Raw genomic sequence first — 18,010 nt, 5'->3', positions numbered from 1 at the left:
CATGCCTGTCTATTGACGCGCTCTGCAAGTGACAGGTACAATCGCTCTATCGACATTTGCTTTAGCATATTAGCGAGATAAAGCATACGCGGGAGCAGCGAACGCGGAAGAAACCGCGTCCCAGATATAGCACATGCAGAAGCGCAGGTGATTCGAAGTGGCGCTAGACTTGAGCAACATGTGGGCGGAACGGCCAGCCGGAATGCGGGATGTGTTCCCGCAGCAGGCGAGACTGCGACGCAACGTAGAAAATGAACTCCTTGATTTGTTTCAACAGACGGGTTTTGACATGGTTTCGTGTGGTGCCTTCGAATACGTGGAGACACTCACGCGCGGACGACCAGTGCGTGACATCGAGACTCTCGTGCAGTGGTTTGACGCAGCAGGGCGGACCGTGGCCCTGCGCCCCGACATGACTCCTTCGATCGCCCGCATGGCGGCTCCGCTCGTCGCCAATGGCCAAGGTAGCGTGCAGTGGTCGTACGCAGAACGGGTCTATCATCGTACGTCTGATCCCGCTTCCTTAAGCTGGGCGAGCGGCCGCGCGGCGGAGTCGACACAGGTTGGCGTTGAGTGGATCGGTGCGCGCGGCCCGGAGGCGGACGCGCACTTGCTGCGGATCTGTCAACGCGGCATGGAAGCCATCGGTTTGCGTGAGTGGCAGATGGTCGTCAGCCATGCGCGCATCGCCCCGGCGCTGCTCGAGACGTTCGATGTGGAACAGAGCGCGATTGAGGGACTGCTGGCGGACCTCACGCGAGGTGACTATGTGTCATTTCAAGAGACTCTGCGGCGACTCGGAACCACGCGCGATGTGTTAAAGCAGTTTGCTCTATGCGATCCGCTCAAACCGCAGACGCTGCTTGCCCTGCTCGATCCCGCTGATCACCGCCCCTGCGCGCAAGAGGTTCGGCGCGCCTGGCAGGAACTGCGCGATTTGGCTACGGTCCTGCGCGCCATGGGGCTCGCCGAACAAGTGTCGTTTGACCTGACGCTGCACCGCGACTTGTCTTACTACACTGGCCTCGTGTTCGAAGTGTTTTCACCCGGTGTCGGTGCCCCGGTCGCTCAAGGTGGACGTTACGACGACCTGCTCGAATCGTTTGGCGCACAGGCCCCAGCGGTTGGTTTTACGTTTGAAGTGGAACGCGTACTCGCAGTTTTGACCCAAGGCGCTTGGCTCCACGGCCACGGGGATGGAGCCGGAATCGGGGCCGAAGCAGGCAAAGGGGACGGAGCCGGCGATGGGCACGAAGCAGGCCAAGGGGACGGAGCCGGCGATGGGCACGAAGCAGGCCACGAAGCAGGCCAAGGGGATGGGGAGGGCGAGCCATGTTGACGGTAGCGCTCGCGAAAGGGCGCACGGCGGATGACCTGATGCCGATGTGGCGGCGGGCAAACCTCCCCGCCCCCGAGTCCCTCGACGACTCGCGCGCGTTGGTGTTTGACGTGCAAGACGAACGCTTCGGAGTCCTGCGCATACTGCTCGCGAAACCAGCGGACGTGCCAGCGTACGTGTCACTTGGCGTGGCGGACGTCGGGGTGGCGGGAAAGGACGTGTTGCTCGAGAGCGATCGCGAGGTCTACGAACTGCTCGACCTCGGCGTCGCTCGCTGCAAGTTGTGCGTCGCTGGTCGTCCGCAGGAACAAGCGGAGCGCCCGCGCCGGGTTGCAACCAAGTACCCGAAGCTCGCGGACGCACACTTTCGCCGCCTCGGCCAGCAGGTCGAAATTGTTGGGCTGAGCGGATCCATTGAGCTCGCTGCTGTGATTGGTCTTGCGGACCGCATCGTCGACCTCGTGCAGTCGGGCAAGACGCTGGAAGCGAATGGACTCGTCGTGTTCGAAGAACTGCTGGATATCTCAGCGCGCCTCATCGCCAACAGGTCAAGCTACCGAATGAAACGGCGGCAGATCGACGTCGTGTGGCAAGCACTTGAAAACGAGGTGAAGTTTCATGCATGAGCCGATTCACATGACTGAACCGATTCACTTGCGCACATTCCCTGCGCGCAGCTTTTCCTGGTCGCGCGTGAACAGTCATGATGCCGATGCCATGGCCACTGTGGCTGGAATTGTCTCAGCGGTCCGGACGATGGGTGACGCGGCGTTGCGTCGGTATACCGTTCAATTCGACGGCATCGACGCTGCACAGTCGGAAAGTTGGTCACCGCAGGTCCCTGCCTCCGCGCTCGAAACTGCTTGGGCAGACTTGCCAGAGGCACTGCAGGACGCTTTGCACCGGGCCGCCGACCGCATCCGCGAGTTCCACCAAACACAGTTGCCAAAGGCGATTGACCTGTCGGGAGACATGGGTGAGTGGTTTGCTATGGTGTGGCGCTCCTTGTCCCGAGTTGGCGTATACGCGCCGGGCGGCCGCGCTGCGTATCCGTCGACCGTGCTCATGAACGTGATCCCGGCACAGGTTGCGGGGGTTGACCACATCGTGCTGGCGTCGCCGCCACAGCGGGACACCGGTCTACCGCATCCGTACGTGCTCGCCGCAGCGCACATGCTCGGCGTGAAAGATGTTCTTTGTCTCGGCGGTGCTCAGGCTGTCGCTGCGATGGCGTACGGGACCGAGACACTCGCTCGCGTGGACAAAGTCGTGGGGCCGGGAAACCTCTACGTCGCGCTGGCGAAGCGGGCCGTGATGGGGGATGTCGGGATTGACAGTATTGCAGGCCCCAGTGAAGTGTTCATCGTCGCCGACAACACGGCGGACCCGCGCTATGTCGCGGCGGACATGCTGGCGCAGGCTGAGCACGATGTGGAGGCGGGCACCGTTTTGGTCACCACAGAGCCAACGCTCTGCGAAGCGGTGGAGGCTGAGCTGAACCGTCAGCTCGAAAGTCTGCCGAAGCGCGACATCGCGGCAGCGGCGTTGGCGCGCTGGGGGGCTTTTGTCGTCGCGGATAACCTCGACGAAGCGATTGCAACTGTGAACGCTGCAGCGCCGGAGCATGTGGAGGTCATCGTCGAAGACCCGGAACGGGCATTGAGCCAGATTCGCTTTGCGGGTGCAGTGTTTCTCGGCCCGTACACGCCGGAGCCGGTCGGAGATTACTACGCGGGTCCTAACCACGTTCTGCCGACGCACGGCAGCGCGCGCTTCGCCTCAGGCCTTGGCGTACTCGACTTTCTGCGGCGCATGACGGTTGTCGCCTACACGCCGGAGACACTCGCCACGCACAGCGCTGATATCGTGACGCTCGCAGAGGCGGAGGGGCTGCACGGACACGCTCGTGCCGTGACAATTCGCCAAGGCCCGCTGTGATGAGCCGCAAGCGATGCGATGTCGAGTGACGAGCGACCTACACAGGGGTGAGAAGATGCAGATGAACGCACCGACGTTTCAAGCCGAAGTCAACCGCGTGACGGGCGAGACGTCCGTCGCTTTAAAGCTGAACCTACACGGCGAGGGCCGGGCTGAGCTCGACTTCCCCGTGCCATTTCTGCGCCACATGTTGCACCTCTTTGCCGTCCATGGTCGGTTTGACCTCGCCGTCACGGCAGACGGCGACGTCGACGTTGACGACCACCACCTGGTTGAGGACCTTGGACTCTGCCTCGGTCAGGCGCTCTACCAGGCGCTCGGCGACAAGCGCGGCATTCGCCGGTACGGCGAACGGCACACGCCGATGGACGAGACGCTGGCGAGGGCCGTGATTGACCTGTCCGGTCGTCCAGCGTTCGTCTTGCAGGCGCAGTTCCCCAGCGAGCACATCGGCACCTTTCCGAGCGAATTGGTGGCTGAGTTCTTCAAGTCGGTCGCGTACGACGGCCGCTTTGCACTGCACCTCGCTGTGTTGTACGGCGAGAACACGCACCACATGGCAGAGGCGTTGTTCAAGGCAGCAGCTGCCGCGTTGCGTGAGGCAGTGTCCGTCGACGGCAGCGCGGTGCCGAGTAGCAAGGGGGTGCTCGCGTGATTGCCCTGCTTGACCTTGGCATCGGCAACTTGTCGAGCGTGCAGAGCGGGTTTCGCCGTGTCGGCGCACAGACGTCAATCGTCGACGACGCTGCCAAGTGGCAGGAGCTCACGGCTGAGGTGAACGTCCAAGGCGTGGTGATGCCAGGTGTCGGCGCCTTTGGCAACGCGATGTTTCAGCTGAAGCGGTCCGGTCTGCTCGACGTCGTGCGCCGAGTCGTGAAGGCGGACGTCCCGCTGCTTGGCATTTGTCTTGGCATGCAACTGCTTTTTTCGGTCAGCGAAGAGCACGGCAGCCACGTCGGGCTTGGCCTGTTGCCGGGACGAATCGTGAAGTTCGGCAACAGCGCCAAGGTCCCGCACATGGGCTGGAACGACCTGACGCAGGTGGCAGAGCACCCGCTGCTCGACGGCGTTCACGTCGGAGACATGGTCTACTTCGTGCACTCCTACTACGCGGCCTTGCAGAACTCGGGCGATTTACTCGCCGCGACAGACTACGCAGGTGTCGTGGTGCCGGCCGTCGTCGGTCGCGGCCATGTCCTCGGTACGCAGTTCCACCCGGAGAAGAGCGGGCCCGTCGGAGAACAAATTTTGCGCAACTTCGCAGCCCTCTGCGGTGTTGTGGCGCGCGAGGAGGCGTCGGCCCCATGACAGCGATGAGAGCACAAGATTTTGATGTGTACCCGGCGATAGATGTCCTTGGCGGCGTCTGCGTTCGCTTGCGCGAAGGGGACTATGCAGAGGCCACTACCTACAGTGCAGACCCGCAGGAAGTTGCGCACCGTTTTATCGAAGCCGGCGCGCGCTGGATTCACATCGTCGATCTCGATGGCGCCCGCGACGGTGTGTCCGTCAACCGCGCAGCCATCGCAGCTGTCATCGAGGCTGTAAACGCTGCGGGGGCGAAGGTGCAGGTGGGTGGTGGCATCCGCACGCAGGCCGCGATTGAAACCTGGCTTGCCGCAGGGGCAGCCCGCTGCATCCTTGGCACGGTCATCACAGACGACGAGTTGATGCAGGAGGCAGTCCGCGCGTTTGGCGGCGACCGTTTGGTCGCGGGCCTCGACGGGCGGGACGGCAAGCTCGCGGTGCGCGGCTGGCTGGAGCAGACCGAACTGGAGTTGGTGGAGGTGGCGCGACGGCTGGCGGACATCGGCGTCCGCACCGCCATCGTCACCGACGTGCGGCGCGACGGCACCTTGACCGGAGCAAACGTCGGCTGGGCTCACGACATTATGAATGCGACCGGCATCGGCTGCATCGCTTCTGGCGGCGTCCGCGACCTGAGGGACATCACAGCCGCAAAGGCGGCAGGGCTCACGGGCGTGATCGCCGGAAAAGCTCTCTACGACGGGCGGCTCGACCTCGCTGAAGCACTCGTCGAGGCAGTCGCTGACGCCGGCGAGGAGGCGAACTCATGCTGACCAAGCGCATCATCCCGTGCTTCGATGTGCTGGACGGACGCGTGGTGAAGCACGTCGGGTTTTTGAACGACCGGAGAGATGCTGGCGACCCTGTCGAGCTCGCGCAAGTCTACTGCCAAGAGGGCGCTGATGAGCTTGTGTTGCTGGACATCTCAGCGTCAGAGGAAGGCCGCCTAGCGACGCACCGCGTGGTGGAGCAGGTGGCGGAACGCGTCAACATCCCGCTCACCGTCGGCGGCGGCGTGACGAGTGTCGACGACGTGCGGACACTGCTGTTGTGCGGCGCCGACAAGGTGTCGCTGAACACAGGGGCTGTGCGCAACCCGCAGATTATCAAAGACGCGGCGCGCCGGTTCGGTGAACAGTGCATCGTGATTGCCATTGATGCCAACCTGAACGAGACGATGGGCGAGTACGAAGTGATGGTCCAGGGCGGCAAGGTCGGCACGGGCATGGGCGTGCAGTCCTGGGCGAAAAAAGCGACAGGCCTTGGCGCGGGTGAAGTGCTCCTGACGAGTTTTCGCCAGGACGGCACGCGGGAGGGCTACGACCTTGTCCTGACTCGGATGATTTCGGACACCGTGAACGTCCCAGTCATCGCGAGCGGCGGCGCAGGCAAGAAGGAGCACTTTGCCAAGGTGCTCACAGATGGTGGTGCAGATGCAGCTCTGGCGGCGAGCGTCTTTCACTTTGCAGAGACCTCAATTGGAGCGGTCAAGGCGCATTTGCGCCAGCGGGGGGTGCCAGTCCGATGGATGCAGTGAATCAGCGTTCGGAAGCACTGTTGCCGGGCGGGGCAGTGATGGACACGGTCGCGCTTGAGGGGGTCCGCTACGACGCGGTGACTGGACTTGTGCCAGTGGTCGTACAGGACCGCAGCGACAGCACAGTCCTCATGGTCGCATACGCGAACCGGGAAGCGCTGAAGCGCACGCTCGCAACCGGCCAGGGCTGGTTTTGGAGCCGTTCGCGCAGTGCCTACTGGCGCAAAGGTGAGACCTCCGGCAACGTGCTCGTGGTTCGCGAAGTGCGCGTCGACTGCGACGGCGATACGGTGCTGTACCTCGTGGACGCGGCAGGACCTGCCTGCCACACGGGGGAGAGAAGTTGCTTCTACCGCAGGGTGCAACACGCGCCGGAGAGCAACGCGGGCGGTCAGAGCGCGGGTACAGCGCCACAGCAGGTCCCTGCTCGCGAGGTCTGCGAGGAGTCCAACGGTGCCCTTCGCTCAGAGGAGTCAGGCGCTCCTCTTCCTGCAGAAGAAGCCCCCGGGCGCGCGGTTGACGCTGTCGCGGAGCTAACACCGCTGAACTTGGAAGCTCTGACCCGGCTGTGGGCCGTGGTCTGCGAGCGCGACGCGCTGCGCCCGGCCGGCGCATACACGACCTACCTATTTGAACAGGGGGTCGACAAGGTCGCGAAAAAGGTCGGGGAAGAGGCCGTGGAAGTGGCGATTGCGGCGAAGAACGCGGTCAGTCCGTCCGCACTTGATTCGGCGGCCGGCCGTCAGGAGTTGGCGAGCGAGAGTGCCGACTTGCTCTACCACTTGTTAGTACTGTGGAAAGCCGTTGGCCTCTCCCCGGACGCTGTCAGCGACATCTTGCAGAACCGCGCGCATGGGTGATTCCTCCAGAACCTAGGCGTTTGCCTGCGCCCGTTTTCTGTTCCCGACATAGGCTGACGTCGAGAAGGAAACGGGGAGGTCTACCCATGCAAATCCACGTTGTTGAGCGCGGACAAACCCTGTGGGCTCTGTCCCAGTTATATCGGGTCAATTTGTCAGACCTGATCAATGCCAATCAGATGTCGAACCCGAATCAGTTGAGTGTCGGCCAGGCGCTCATCGTGCCAACACCGGCCACGGTCTACGTCGTGCAACCTGGCGACACACTGTACGCGGTCGCTGCTCGCTATCAAACCTCCGTAGCCGCTCTAGCTGCGCTCAACCAAATCCAGAACTTGAACCAAATTTATGTCGGCCAAGTGCTGCAGGTGCCAGCCGTCGCAAAACCGATTAAGCAAGTCAACGCCTACTTGACGGACTGGGGTACGAAAGGTGCGCAGACCGTCACACAGCTCGGCCCAGCGCTCACCTATATGAGCCCATTCAGCCATCATGTCGGCGCGGACGGTTCGCTCTCGCCAATGAACGACAGCGTTCTGGTTACAGCGGCCAAAGCGCAGACCGTGGCGCCGCTGCTGGTCATCACAAACTGGTCCGGCAACATGTTCAGTTCCGACGTGGCCAGCACAATCCTCAACAGTGCGACGCTGCAGCAGACCGTCATCACGAATGTCCTCAACCTGATGAAGAGCCAAGGCTACATTGGACTGAACATCGACTTCGAGTACGTCTACCCACAGGATAAGACGGCGTATAACCAGTTCCTGCAGAACGTGGTGACGCAACTGCACGCAGAAGGTTACCTGGTGTCGACCGCGTTAGCGCCGAAAGAGTCTGCGAACCAGGTGGGACTTCTGTACGAGGCTCACGATTACCCCGTTCACGGTGAACTCTGCGACTTTGTCGTGCTGATGACGTACGAGTGGGGGTGGGCTGGCGGACCGCCTTGGGCCATTGCCCCAATCAACGAGGTTCAGAAGGTGTTGAATTACGCTGTGACGGCCATCCCAAGGTACAAGATTATGATGGGCGTCCCAGTCTACGGACGCGACTGGAAACTGCCGTTTGTGCAGGGGACGACCGCGCAGACGTTTAGTCCGGAGGCGGCTCTCAACCGCGCGGCCACATACGGCGTGAATATCCAGTACAACACGACCTACCAGGCACCCTACTACAACTACACAGATTCCTCCGGAACTGCGCACCAAGTCTGGTTCGAGGACGCCCGCAGTTTTCAGGCGAAACTCGACACCGTCAAGGCGTACAACTTGCGCGGGATTAGCTTCTGGTCGTACCCGTCCAGCTTTCCGCAAGTAGTCCCGATGATCGAAGACAACTTCCAGGTCCGCAAATTGAGTTGAGGCGCGTGTGTCGCAGAGTGTTTGCCATGAAGGCGCAATACGCAGACACGATTGACATTGGGACCAGCCTGGTATTGAGCCAGAACAGGACGGGTGCTATACTGCAAATAATTAAATAGCGTCAAGAGGTGCTGGGGGTGCCGAACAGGCTGAGAAGCGGGAAGCCGCTAACCCTTGAGGACTCGATCTGGGTAATACCAGCGGGAGGAAGTACCGACGATTTACGGAGAAGAGTCCTCTTTTGATGCGTTTACGCCAAGGGGGCTTTTTTATGTGCCCTGGCGTGAGAATTTGAGGGGGAGATGTGGAAATGGGCAAGTCGTGGAAACAGCGGGACATTGTGCTGATGGTCATTTTTGCTGTCGTCGGCGGTGGTGTGTTTTACGGTTGGGATTTGGTGACGGCGCCTTTGTTTTCGAGCTCCGTAAGCCCAGCCGTAGGAGCGATGGCGAACGGCATCTGGTGGATTAGCGGCAGTTTGGTCGCCTACGTCATTCGTCGACCGGGCGCTGCGCTCATCACGAACTTTATCAGTTCCTTCTTTGAATTCGTCTTTGGCAGCCCATACGGTGCGGCTGCGATGATTTCAGGCCTCATTCAAGGCGCAGGCGCTGAAGCTGGCTTCGCTGTTCGTGGTTGGCGCAGATATACCCTTGGCAGCATGTTGTTGTCCGGCGCGTTCGGCGGCGTTGGCAATATCCTGCAGTGGTTAACGCAGTACCAGGGGTACCAGTACCCCCTTTTGACCATCATTGGTTACATTGTCGTCACCATCCTGAGTGGCATGGTGCTTGGCGGACTCTTACCAAAGTTGATTGGCGACGCGCTGCGCCGTACTGGTGTGCTGCGAAACTTCGCCATCGGCCGGAGTGACGTGTCGGTACAGTGAGTACGACTGCGACTGCTCGGGTGATTGAGATGGAGGAAGGCCGATTGCTGTCTCTGTCGGGTGTCAGCGTGCGCTACGAGCAGGAGGCACAACCTACGCTGCACGACATTGACTTCTCAATTCACAGCGGTGAGTCCGTGTTGTTTCTTGGCCCGAGCGGTTGCGGCAAGAGTACGCTCGCGATGGTCTGTGCCAACTTGTTGCCTGGCGCCATAGAGGGAGTTGTGACGGGGCAGGTAGAGCGCCATCCGGCGCTCGCCGTTCCCGGTGCTGTGGGCTACGTGTTCCAGGACCCGGATGCCCAGTTTTGCATGCTGACAGTCGGCGACGAAGTGGCTTTTGGCCTCGAAAACCAACGTGTTGCACCAAGTGATATGCCACAAGTCACGCGGCGAGCGCTGCGCCAGGCAGGTCTTGATGTCCAACTCCCGGCCAATCACGCCACGTTTTCAGGCGGTATGAAGCAGAAACTGGCCGTCGCCTGCGCACTTGCGATGGATGCGCCACTCGTTGTGTTTGACGAACCGACGGCCAACCTTGACCCGAAGTCGACGCGGCAGGTGTTTGATGTAATCGCCGCTTTGCGAGCGTCCGGCCGGACCTTAATCGTGATTGAGCACAAGTTTGAGCCACTGCTCGCGCAGATGGACCGCGTCGTTCTGTTCACTCGTGACGGCCGCATCCACAGAACCGGCCCTGCGGCACAAGTGGTTTCAGAAGAGTGGGCGTGGCTCGTGGAAGAAGGAATCGCCAAACCGAACGAGACAGCACTGTCCGGTCCGGGCACCCGTGCGCCGCGTGAGCCTAGTGGGCAACCCGTCTTGTCCGTTCGCTCTGCGAGCCTTAAGTACGGGCAGACGCCGGTCTGGGACGACATCTCGCTCGACGTTTACCCCGGCACCATCACAGCGATTGTGGGGCCAAATGGAGGTGGCAAGTCGTCGCTGCTACAGGTGATGGCGGGCTTGCAAAAACCGACGCACGGTCAAGTGGCGCTGCACGGGCAGGCAATCACGGCCATCAAGCGCAGCGCTCGCGCACAAGCCATCTCGTACTGTTTTCAAAACCCGGAGTACCAGTTTATCTACGAGCGGGTGGCAGATGAAGTGGCGAACCGGATGGTCGAGCATGATGTGCCAGAGGATGCCCGTGCTCTGCTGCAACTGCTCGGACTCGAAGGCGCCGCACAGCAGAGCCCGTTTGCCCTCAGTCAAGGGCAAAAGCGCCGCCTCAGCGTCGCAGTCATGTTGAAAGAAGACCACGACCTGTACCTGCTCGACGAACCCACATTTGGTCAAGACGCGCAGACAGAGGCGGTGTTGATGGAGAAGTTCGCCAGCCTGCGCGAGACGGGCAAGGCAGTCGTCATGACAACCCACGACATGTCGCTGGTCGCGCGCTACGCTGACCAAGTCGCCGTGCTTGTGGATGGTAGCATCTCGTTTGTCGGTGCCCCCGCTCTGCTGTGGGAGAACGAACGGTTGATGCACCGGGCGCACCTGCTCGACGACCAAGCCGTTGACACGGAGCCCGAAGCGGCGCGCAAAGCCACAGGTCACGAGCTGGGACCTGCATCCACGGCGCCATCGACGGTGTCACACACTAGCACAGCGCCATCTGCTCAAATGCTTCGGCGGCGCGGCCTCGGTCCACACTGGAACGCGCCGGTGTTCCTGATGGCTATCTTCGCCGCCGCACTCGCTGCCATTTTCGCCAACCATTTGCCGCAGGCCATCGCCGTGTTTCTCTGGCCGGTGCTGCTTGGCATGACTGTTTTTCGGATCTCGCCTTTTGCGCTTGCCAAGCGCCTGTCTGCGTTTATCGGCTTTTACGTGCTGTACACGTGGTCGTACGTGGCGTTCACGCGCGTGCCGCCGGGCGTTCCGGTTATCCACCTGCTCTGGATGCACCCGAGCCTGTCCGGACTGATGACGGGCCTTGTGCTCGCGTTTCGCATGCTCGCCGCCGTGGTGCTCGGCATTGTGTTTTTGTCGGCGAGTGACTTGACCGACCTTGTCGTCGGTTGGTCTACAGGGTTTGGGGTGGCGCCGAAGTTTACCTATGGAATGTTGGCCGGACTGCACTTCATGCCGCTGTTTCGGACGGAGTGGACGAAACTGCGACAAGCGCGGCAACTGCGTGGAAAGGACGCACCGTTTGCACTCGCGCGCGCTGTGACGTACGCATTGCCACTGTTGGGTCAGGCGATTCGCCTGAGCGAGCGGGTCGCAATCGCGATGGAAGCCCGTGGCTTGACAGGCGTCGCAGCAACAGACGCGACGGCGCGGACGTATGCGCGCGCTATTTCTCTCTCTGCTCGCGACTGGCTTCTGGCGGCCGTCTTCGTAGCATCCTTCGTCGCAATCGTGGCGATTGTTCCCTAGACTGTTCCTCGTGCGGTACACTGAACAGTGTCCGTATTTGAGGGGAGGGGCCACTCTTGTCACCACGCAAATTGAACGCTGAAGACATCTTCAACATTCGCCTCATCGGCGATGTGGCGATTCATCCGGACAAGCCCAAAGCAGCAACGGTTGTGACGCGTCTGGTTGCAGAAGACGACCGGTATGAGTCACACATCTGGATGGTGTCGACGAACAGCAACGAAGCGACACAGTTTACTAACAGTCAAAAGTCCGAATCTGCGCCAGCCTGGTCTCCGGACGGGCGTTGGCTTGCGTTCTTGTCCAATCGCGCCGACGACAACAAGCAACTGTACCTGATGCCCGAAGGCGGCGGCGAGGCCATTGCGGTCACCACTCTGCCGCACGGAGTTGCGGCCTTTCGCTGGCGCCCGGATGGGCGTGCCATCGCACTGTTGTCCGACGTGCCAGAGTGGGCCAAAGACGACGAAGCGGCGCTGGCGGCGGCGCATCCCGACGTCAAGGTCGATGCCTCGCCGCGCAAAAAATACACCAAAGATGTGCGCTCCATTGACCGCAGTTACTACCGACTCGATGGCGCGGGCTTCTTTGATGGCAAGAAGTCCCACTTGTTTGTCGTCGACGTGCGCGCGATCGTCGACCGCATCGGCTCATCTGCAAGTGAGACGAACACTGCGCAATTCCACGCCCCCGCGCCTTTTCTACGTCTGACAGAGGGGCGCTTTAGCATCGACAGTTTCGACTGGGCGCACGACGGTCAGTCGCTGGTCGTCGAAGCCAACGTTGACCAGGACGACTACGAGCGCACTTTGCGCATGCACCTCTACCGCATCCCCGCACCATCGTTGCCACTTGCGCCAGACGCACAGCCGCTGGCGCCAGCCCAGTTTGTCAACCTGACACCGGAGTTGCACGCAGCGGGATCACCAAAGTGCTCTCCTGACGGTCGCCTCATTGCGTTTCGCGGGCACAACAACGAACCGGCTGGCGCCACACAAGTGGAGATCTACACGTTGGCGGTGGAGAGCGGCAAGCTCTCGTGCCTGACGGACGATGTCGATGAGTGGTTTGAGAACCGCTCAATGACGGACACCAGAGCGAGCGCTGCAGATGAACTGACCTGGTCGATGCAGTCGGACACGGTGTACGTTCAGGTTGCGACTCGCGGCACAGCGCAGCTCGCAGCCGTCGATGTTCGCAGCAAAGACGTGACATACCTCTCGAAAGGGCATCACGTGGTGCTCGCGCACTCAGTGAACCGCGCCTGCGACTCGGCAGTCCTGGTCCTTGGCACTCCACTGGACCCAGGCAATGTGTACGCCCTTGAACTCACGTCCGATCCCGATTTACAAGCCCCCCGCCGCCTGACGGATTGGAACCGCGAGTTCCTCGAGTCTGTGGACCTGTGTCGCCCGGAACGGTTTGCGTTTGAAAGCGACGGGCTCACGCTTGACGGTTGGGTCATGCTTCCACATGGGGACGCGCCGGAAGGCGGTTGGCCGACGCTGGTTGAGGTGCACGGTGGACCTGCCATGATGTACTCGGACGGGTTCTTCTTTGAGTTCCAATTGGTTGCGGCCTCGGGGATTGCCGTCGTCTACACCAACCCGCGCGGCAGCATCGGCTACGGTCAGGACTTCTGCGCTGCGATTGTAGCGGACTGGGGGAATCTCGACTTTAAGGATGTCGAGGCCTTGGCTGACGCTGCGGTCGCCCGCTACCCGCTAGCCGCCGATAAGATGGCCATCGCCGGGGGGAGCTACGGAGGATTCATGTCCGCCTGGGCGATTGGGCACACCAAACGATACAAAGCAGCCGTCGTGATGCGCGCCGTGATCAACTGGTACTCGATGGTCGGCAGCAGCGACGTCGGCTTCGCGACGCCGTTTGACGAGTTTGCCGGCGCTGTGCCGTGGCGAGACACCGAAGCGTACTTGAGCCATAGCCCGATTGCCTATGTCGATCACGTCGATGCAGCGACGCTCATCATCCACTCCGAAGAGGATTACCGCTGCCCGATTGAGCAGGGCGAGCAGTTTTACGCAGCCCTGCGTTTCCGCGGCGTGCCGGTGGAATTCGTCCGCTTCCCGAACGAGAGCCACGGCCTGTCCCGGGGCGGTAAACCCTGGCACCGCGTGGTTCGGCTCGAAAAGATTCAAACCTTCCTCGAGCGCGAACTGCTCGGACACAAGGAGGCGTAACCTGTGGCTGACGAAATTCGCGTGCCAGCGCGAGGGGCAGACGCTGTGGAGGCAGACGCGACGGTGGAGCGAGGGACAAGCGCGTTGGTGACAGAGGCTGGGGTGGCAGACGACGCTTTGGGGACGGTGGCAGACGCCACGGCGGCCCCCGGTCTCGTCGTGATCGGCAGCATGATGACAGATTTGACCGCTGTAGCGGAGCGTCTGCCTCGTCGTGGTGAGACCGTCATGGGTCGCCAGTTTTCGCTCGTGTCGGGCGGCAAAGGATCAAACCAGGCGGCGATGGCCGCGCGGATGGAGGTGCCGACCTGGATGGTCGGCTGCGTCGGTTCCGACGTCTTCCATCAAGTTGTGCTCGACAGCCTGCGCAGTTTCTCTGTCCACACCGATCACGTGCACGTCCTCGACGGCGACCACACTGGGATCGCGCATATCCGCGTCGACGCAACGGGCGATAACGACATCGTGATCATCCCGAATGCTAACCTGAAGACGAGCCCGACCCATGTCGACGAATTTTTTGCGAGTGGCGCACCGGCAAAGGTGCTGCTGCTGCAGCTTGAGACGCCGTTCGAGACAGCGCTGTACGCGGCGCGCGAAGCGAAGGTGAGGGGGGTGCAGGTGATTCTCAACCCTGCGCCCGCAGCGCCGCTGCCGGATGAAATATTTGCTGTCATCGACTTCATCACGCCTAACGAGACGGAAGCCGGCGTGCTCACAGGCATCGAGGTGACGGGTGTCGACTCTGCCGCTGAGGCGGCGCGCATGCTGTGTGCTCGGGGTGCGCAGCACGCCATCGTGACGCTGGGCGGACTCGGGGTCGTGCACGTCACCGGGGATGAGGTCCACCACTACCCGACCTTTGCGGTCAGTGTGGTCGACACGACGGCGGCGGGGGATGCCTTCACCGGCGCCTTCGGCTCTGCGCTCGCGAGCGGCAGGTCGGTTCCCGAGGCGATTGAAGTCGGCCTCGCAGCTGGCGCGCTGACGGTGACAAAGCTCGGCGCGCAGTCCTCGCTCCCGACTAGGGGTGAAGTAGAGGCGCTTATCGCGCGCGGGCGGTAACGCGCGCGCGGTGCTGGCGATAGCGCCAAATTGGCGCAAAAGCGAGCGGGCTCACGCTGTCGATAGCGCCAGATTGGCGCAAAAGCGGTGAATAGCGCCATTCTGGCGCAAAGCGAGCGGGCTCACGCTGTCGATAGCGCCAAATTGGCGCAAAAGGTGTGAATAGCGCCAATATGGCGCAAAGCGAGCGGGATCGCGCTGTCGATAGCGCCAATATGGCGCAAAGCAAGCGGGATCACGCTGTCGATAGCGCCAAATTGGCGCAAAGACGGTGAATAGCGCCATTCTGGCCGCGTGAGGGTGTTGGCGCGCTGCCGATATCGCCAAATTGGCGAAAAAGGTGTGAATAGCGCCAATTTGGCGCAAAGCGAGCGGGGTCACGCTGTCGATAGCGCCAAATTGGCGCAAAGGTGGTGAATAGCGCCATTCTGGCCGCGTGAGGGTGTTGGAACGCCGCCGATAGCGCCAAATTGGCGCAAAGGCGGTGAATAGCGCCATTCTGGCGCCAGCCGAGCGGGATCACGTTGCTGATAGCGCCAAATTGGCGCAAAGGCGGTGAATAGCGCCATTCTGGCGCAAAGCAAGCGGGATCACGCTGTCGATAGCGCCAAATTGGCGCAAAGACGGTGAATAGCGCCAATATGGCGCGAAGCGAGCGGGATCACGCTGCTGATAGCGCCAAATTGGCGCAAAGGCGGTGAATAGCGCCATTCTGGCGCAAAGCGAGCGGGAGCGCGCTGCTGATAGCGCCATTCTGGCCGCGTGAGGATGTTGGCGCGCTGCCGATGTCGCCAAATTGGCGCAAATGACCTCATAGCGTCAAAACCCTCATGCTCCTGCGGAGCACAATTATGATGAAAATAGCCGCAGACGGCTATTTTCCCATCTACGCCAGCCCCGCCCCGCCGAGCCCCACCGCCGAGCCCCACCGCCGAGGCCCGTCCCGCCGAGGTCCGTCCCGCCGAGGTCCGTCCCGCCGAGGTCCGTCCCGCCGAGGTCCGTCCCGCGGTGGCCGCTGAAGCGCAGACCCGTTGGATTCTCTCTTTGCCGTGCGTTCGTGTCGAATGATATGATACAGCCAGGTTTAAAGCGCGGGATATACCTAGAAGGAGTGGGAGACATGCCGTACACAAAGATTGACGAATTGGCGGTGGCGTCCATCCGGACACTGTCCATCGACGCGATTGAAAAGGCGAATTCCGGGCACCCCGGATTGCCGATGGGCGCAGCGCCGATGGCCTACGTATTGTGGTCGCGCTTCATGAACTACAGCCCGAGTGAGCCGGAGTGGTTTAACCGTGATCGCTTCGTGTTGTCGGCGGGGCACGGGTCGATGCTGCTTTACAGCCTGCTGCACCTGACCGGCTACGACGTGACCATCGAGGACTTGAAGTCGTTCCGGCAGTGGGGGTCAAAGACACCAGGTCACCCGGAGTATGGCCATACACCGGGGGTCGATGCGACCGCCGGCCCGCTTGGACAGGGACTCGCGATGGCAGTCGGCATGGCGATGGCTGAGCGCTTCCTCGCTGCGAAGTTCAACCGCCCGGGGCATGAGGTCGTTGACCACCATACATACGTCATCGCGGGTGACGGCGACCTGATGGAAGGCATCACCTCGGAGGCGTCCTCGCTCGCTGGCCACCTCGGTCTGAACAAACTGGTTGTTCTATACGACTCTAATGATATCTCGCTCGATGGACCCACCAGCTGGTGCTTCACGGAGAACGTCGCCGACCGCTACCGTGCCTATGGCTGGAACGTGCTGCGCGTCGAGGACGGCAACGACATGGAGTCGATTGAGGCGGCCATCCGCGCTGCAAAGACGGAGACAGAGCGCCCGACGCTGATTGAGGTTAAGACCGTCATTGGTTACGGCGCGCCGAAGAAACAGGGGACGAAAAACGCGCACGGCGAGCCACTCGGCGCGGACGAAGCGACCGCGGCCAAACAGGCTTATCAGTGGGCGCACGAGCCGTTCCACGTCCCGGCTGAAGTCGTCAAACACTTCGCCGAGCTCAAACAGGCGAACGAGGAGAAACGGGCGGCTTGGGAGCACAATCTGGACGCCTATGCCAAGGCGCATGCCGACCTCGCGGCACAGCTCGACGACGCGAAAAACGGCCGCGTGCGTGTGGACTGGGACGCAGTGCTGCCGGCGTTTGACGGATCCGTTGCGACGCGCGATGCGTTTAGCAAGGTGATCAACGCCGTCGCACCGCACGTGCCGACACTGCTCGGAGGGTCGGCAGACCTGTCGGGATCAAACAAGACGCTGCTCGCTGGCGAAGACCGCTTTGACAAGGAGACGCCAGCCGGCCGCAACGTCTTCTACGGCGTGCGGGAGCATGCGATGGGTGCAATGGTCAACGGCATCGCGCTGCACAAAGGCGTGTTCGCCTACGGCGGTACCTTCCTCGTGTTCTGTGACTACCTGCGCCCGGCGTTGCGGATGGCGGCGCTGATGAAACAGCCTGCCATCCAGGTGTTCACGCACGACAGCATCGCTGTCGGCGAGGATGGGCCGACACACGAGCCGGTCGAGCAGATCGCGTCATTGCGCGCCATCCCAGGCCTGACCGTGCTGCGGCCGGCCGACGCCACAGAGACAGCGTTCGCCGTGCGCTACGCGCTTGAACATCGGGGCGGTCCAGTGGCGCTCGCGCTGACAAGGCAGAAGCTGCCTGTGCTACCCGAAGTCGCAGGACACGGCGGGGACTTCGCGCGCGGAGGGTACGTTATTTACCAACACGGCGCAGGTGACCAGCTGGCGTTGCTCGCGTCCGGATCCGAAGTTCAACTCGCACTTGCCGCTGCCAAACAGCTTGCGGACGAAGGTGTAGCGGTGCGGGTTGTCAGCATGCCGTCGCTCGAATTGTTCGCGGCGCAGGATGAGAAGTACCGGGAGTCCGTGTTGCCAAGCGCGGTGACGCGGCGGTTGGCGGTTGAGATGGGACACCCGATGCCGTGGTACCAGTTTGTTGGGACGGGAGCGCACAGCCGCATCCTCGGAATTGACCGATTCGGTGCCTCCGCGCCTGGCGACACCGTTGTGAGGGAGTACGGGTTTACGAAGGAGAACGTGATCGACATCGCGCGTGATCTGTTATAAGCAGTCACGCTTGGGG

At 61.7% G+C, this 18,010-nt stretch carries 16 protein-coding genes and 1 riboswitch; of the genes, 14 read left to right on the top strand and 2 right to left on the bottom strand.

The window, feature by feature from the left end; translation table 11 throughout:
• The first annotated feature begins 178 nt into the window (after positions 1-178).
• The 13 genes from JC200_RS06145 (at position 179) to rbsK (ending at position 14,882) form a co-directional block, all read left to right on the top strand.
• Positions 179-1,339: an ATP phosphoribosyltransferase regulatory subunit gene (locus JC200_RS06145; protein WP_274436479.1), complete on the top strand. Its 1,161-nt coding sequence runs from the start codon at positions 179-181 to the stop codon at positions 1,337-1,339.
• Positions 1,333-1,965, top strand: coding sequence for an ATP phosphoribosyltransferase (gene hisG / locus JC200_RS06140; protein WP_274435321.1), 633 nt, complete (start codon positions 1,333-1,335; stop codon positions 1,963-1,965). Before JC200_RS06145 ends, hisG begins: the two co-directional genes overlap by 7 nt.
• Positions 1,958-3,277, top strand: coding sequence for a histidinol dehydrogenase (gene hisD, locus JC200_RS06135; RefSeq protein WP_274435320.1), 1,320 nt, complete (start codon positions 1,958-1,960; stop codon positions 3,275-3,277). Before hisG ends, hisD begins: the two co-directional genes overlap by 8 nt.
• A gap of 55 nt (positions 3,278-3,332) precedes the next feature.
• On the top strand, positions 3,333-3,932 hold the full coding sequence (gene hisB, locus JC200_RS06130) for an imidazoleglycerol-phosphate dehydratase HisB (RefSeq protein ID WP_274435318.1): 600 nt from the start codon (positions 3,333-3,335) through the stop codon (positions 3,930-3,932).
• The gene (hisH, locus tag JC200_RS06125; protein ID WP_274435317.1) at positions 3,929-4,585 is read left to right on the top strand and encodes an imidazole glycerol phosphate synthase subunit HisH; all 657 of its coding nucleotides are present in this window, start codon (positions 3,929-3,931) and stop codon (positions 4,583-4,585) included. The genes hisB and hisH overlap by 4 nt, the downstream gene beginning before the upstream one ends.
• Positions 4,582-5,358 carry a 1-(5-phosphoribosyl)-5-[(5-phosphoribosylamino)methylideneamino]imidazole-4-carboxamide isomerase gene (hisA, locus tag JC200_RS06120; RefSeq protein ID WP_274435316.1) on the top strand — a complete coding sequence of 259 codons (777 nt, stop codon included), beginning with the start codon at positions 4,582-4,584 and terminating at the stop codon, positions 5,356-5,358. The genes hisH and hisA overlap by 4 nt, the downstream gene beginning before the upstream one ends.
• Positions 5,352-6,122, top strand: coding sequence for an imidazole glycerol phosphate synthase subunit HisF (gene hisF, locus JC200_RS06115; protein WP_274435315.1), 771 nt, complete (start codon positions 5,352-5,354; stop codon positions 6,120-6,122). Before hisA ends, hisF begins: the two co-directional genes overlap by 7 nt.
• Complete coding sequence (gene hisI, locus JC200_RS06110) at positions 6,110-6,982, top strand: phosphoribosyl-AMP cyclohydrolase (RefSeq protein ID WP_338000201.1); 873 nt, start codon at positions 6,110-6,112, stop codon at positions 6,980-6,982. The genes hisF and hisI overlap by 13 nt, the downstream gene beginning before the upstream one ends.
• Positions 6,983-7,068: 86 nt before the next feature.
• Positions 7,069-8,343 carry a glycosyl hydrolase family 18 protein gene (locus tag JC200_RS06105; RefSeq protein WP_274435314.1) on the top strand — a complete coding sequence of 425 codons (1,275 nt, stop codon included), beginning with the start codon at positions 7,069-7,071 and terminating at the stop codon, positions 8,341-8,343.
• Positions 8,344-8,466: 123 nt separating this feature from the next.
• Positions 8,467-8,569: riboswitch (TPP riboswitch) on the top strand.
• Between the two features lie 84 nt (positions 8,570-8,653).
• Positions 8,654-9,232 carry an ECF transporter S component gene (locus JC200_RS06100; protein WP_274435313.1) on the top strand — a complete coding sequence of 193 codons (579 nt, stop codon included), beginning with the start codon at positions 8,654-8,656 and terminating at the stop codon, positions 9,230-9,232.
• Positions 9,229-11,616: an ATP-binding cassette domain-containing protein gene (locus JC200_RS06095; protein WP_274435312.1), complete on the top strand. Its 2,388-nt coding sequence runs from the start codon at positions 9,229-9,231 to the stop codon at positions 11,614-11,616. The genes JC200_RS06100 and JC200_RS06095 overlap by 4 nt, the downstream gene beginning before the upstream one ends.
• A 56-nt stretch (positions 11,617-11,672) precedes the next feature.
• Entirely contained in the window at positions 11,673-13,817 is a 2,145-nt protein-coding gene (locus JC200_RS06090) for an alpha/beta hydrolase family protein (RefSeq protein WP_274435311.1), read from the top strand.
• Positions 13,818-13,820: 3 nt separating this feature from the next.
• A complete protein-coding gene (gene rbsK / locus JC200_RS06085) occupies positions 13,821-14,882 on the top strand; it encodes a ribokinase (RefSeq protein ID WP_274435310.1) in 1,062 nt (353 codons plus the stop codon).
• Between the two features lie 51 nt (positions 14,883-14,933).
• On the opposite strand, the gene JC200_RS06080 is transcribed toward rbsK, so the two are convergent.
• Both JC200_RS06080 and JC200_RS06075 read right to left on the bottom strand, forming a co-directional pair.
• A complete protein-coding gene (locus JC200_RS06080) occupies positions 14,934-15,380 on the bottom strand; it encodes a hypothetical protein (RefSeq protein ID WP_274435309.1) in 447 nt (148 codons plus the stop codon).
• 92 nt (positions 15,381-15,472) lie between these two features.
• Positions 15,473-15,697 (bottom strand): hypothetical protein, encoded by a 225-nt coding sequence (locus tag JC200_RS06075; protein WP_274435308.1) that lies wholly within the window; start codon positions 15,695-15,697, stop codon positions 15,473-15,475.
• A 305-nt stretch (positions 15,698-16,002) separates the two neighbouring features.
• Here JC200_RS06075 and tkt point away from each other — a divergent pair, with 305 nt between their 5' ends.
• On the top strand, positions 16,003-17,994 hold the full coding sequence (gene tkt, locus JC200_RS06070; protein ID WP_274435307.1) for a transketolase: 1,992 nt from the start codon (positions 16,003-16,005) through the stop codon (positions 17,992-17,994).
• Positions 17,995-18,010 lie beyond the last annotated feature (16 nt).

It is taken from the genome of Alicyclobacillus sp. ALC3 (genome assembly GCF_028751195.1).
GTDB lineage: Bacteria > Bacillota > Bacilli > Alicyclobacillales > Alicyclobacillaceae > Alicyclobacillus_L.
The sequence above is the reverse complement of the archived record's forward strand: the minus strand, read 5'-3'. Positions and strand labels throughout refer to the sequence as shown.

Bases quoted from the DNA above. Each gene is read 5' to 3' on its own strand.
- JC200_RS06145 (WP_274436479.1), top strand. From the start codon at position 179: ATGTGGGCGGAACGGCCAGCCGGAATGCGGGATGTGTTCCCGCAGCAG.
- hisG (WP_274435321.1), top strand. From the start codon at position 1,333: ATGTTGACGGTAGCGCTCGCGAAAGGGCGCACGGCGGATGACCTGATG.
- hisD (WP_274435320.1), top strand. From the start codon at position 1,958: ATGCATGAGCCGATTCACATGACTGAACCGATTCACTTGCGCACATTC.
- hisB (WP_274435318.1), top strand. From the start codon at position 3,333: ATGCAGATGAACGCACCGACGTTTCAAGCCGAAGTCAACCGCGTGACG.
- hisA (WP_274435316.1), top strand. From the start codon at position 4,582: ATGACAGCGATGAGAGCACAAGATTTTGATGTGTACCCGGCGATAGAT.
- hisF (WP_274435315.1), top strand. From the start codon at position 5,352: ATGCTGACCAAGCGCATCATCCCGTGCTTCGATGTGCTGGACGGACGC.
- hisI (WP_338000201.1), top strand. From the start codon at position 6,110: ATGGATGCAGTGAATCAGCGTTCGGAAGCACTGTTGCCGGGCGGGGCA.
- JC200_RS06105 (WP_274435314.1), top strand. From the start codon at position 7,069: ATGCAAATCCACGTTGTTGAGCGCGGACAAACCCTGTGGGCTCTGTCC.
- JC200_RS06100 (WP_274435313.1), top strand. From the start codon at position 8,654: ATGGGCAAGTCGTGGAAACAGCGGGACATTGTGCTGATGGTCATTTTT.
- JC200_RS06080 (WP_274435309.1), bottom strand. From the start codon at position 15,380: ATGGCGCTATTCACCGCCTTTGCGCCAATTTGGCGCTATCGGCGGCGT.
- JC200_RS06075 (WP_274435308.1), bottom strand. From the start codon at position 15,697: ATGAGGTCATTTGCGCCAATTTGGCGACATCGGCAGCGCGCCAACATC.
- tkt (WP_274435307.1), top strand. From the start codon at position 16,003: ATGCCGTACACAAAGATTGACGAATTGGCGGTGGCGTCCATCCGGACA.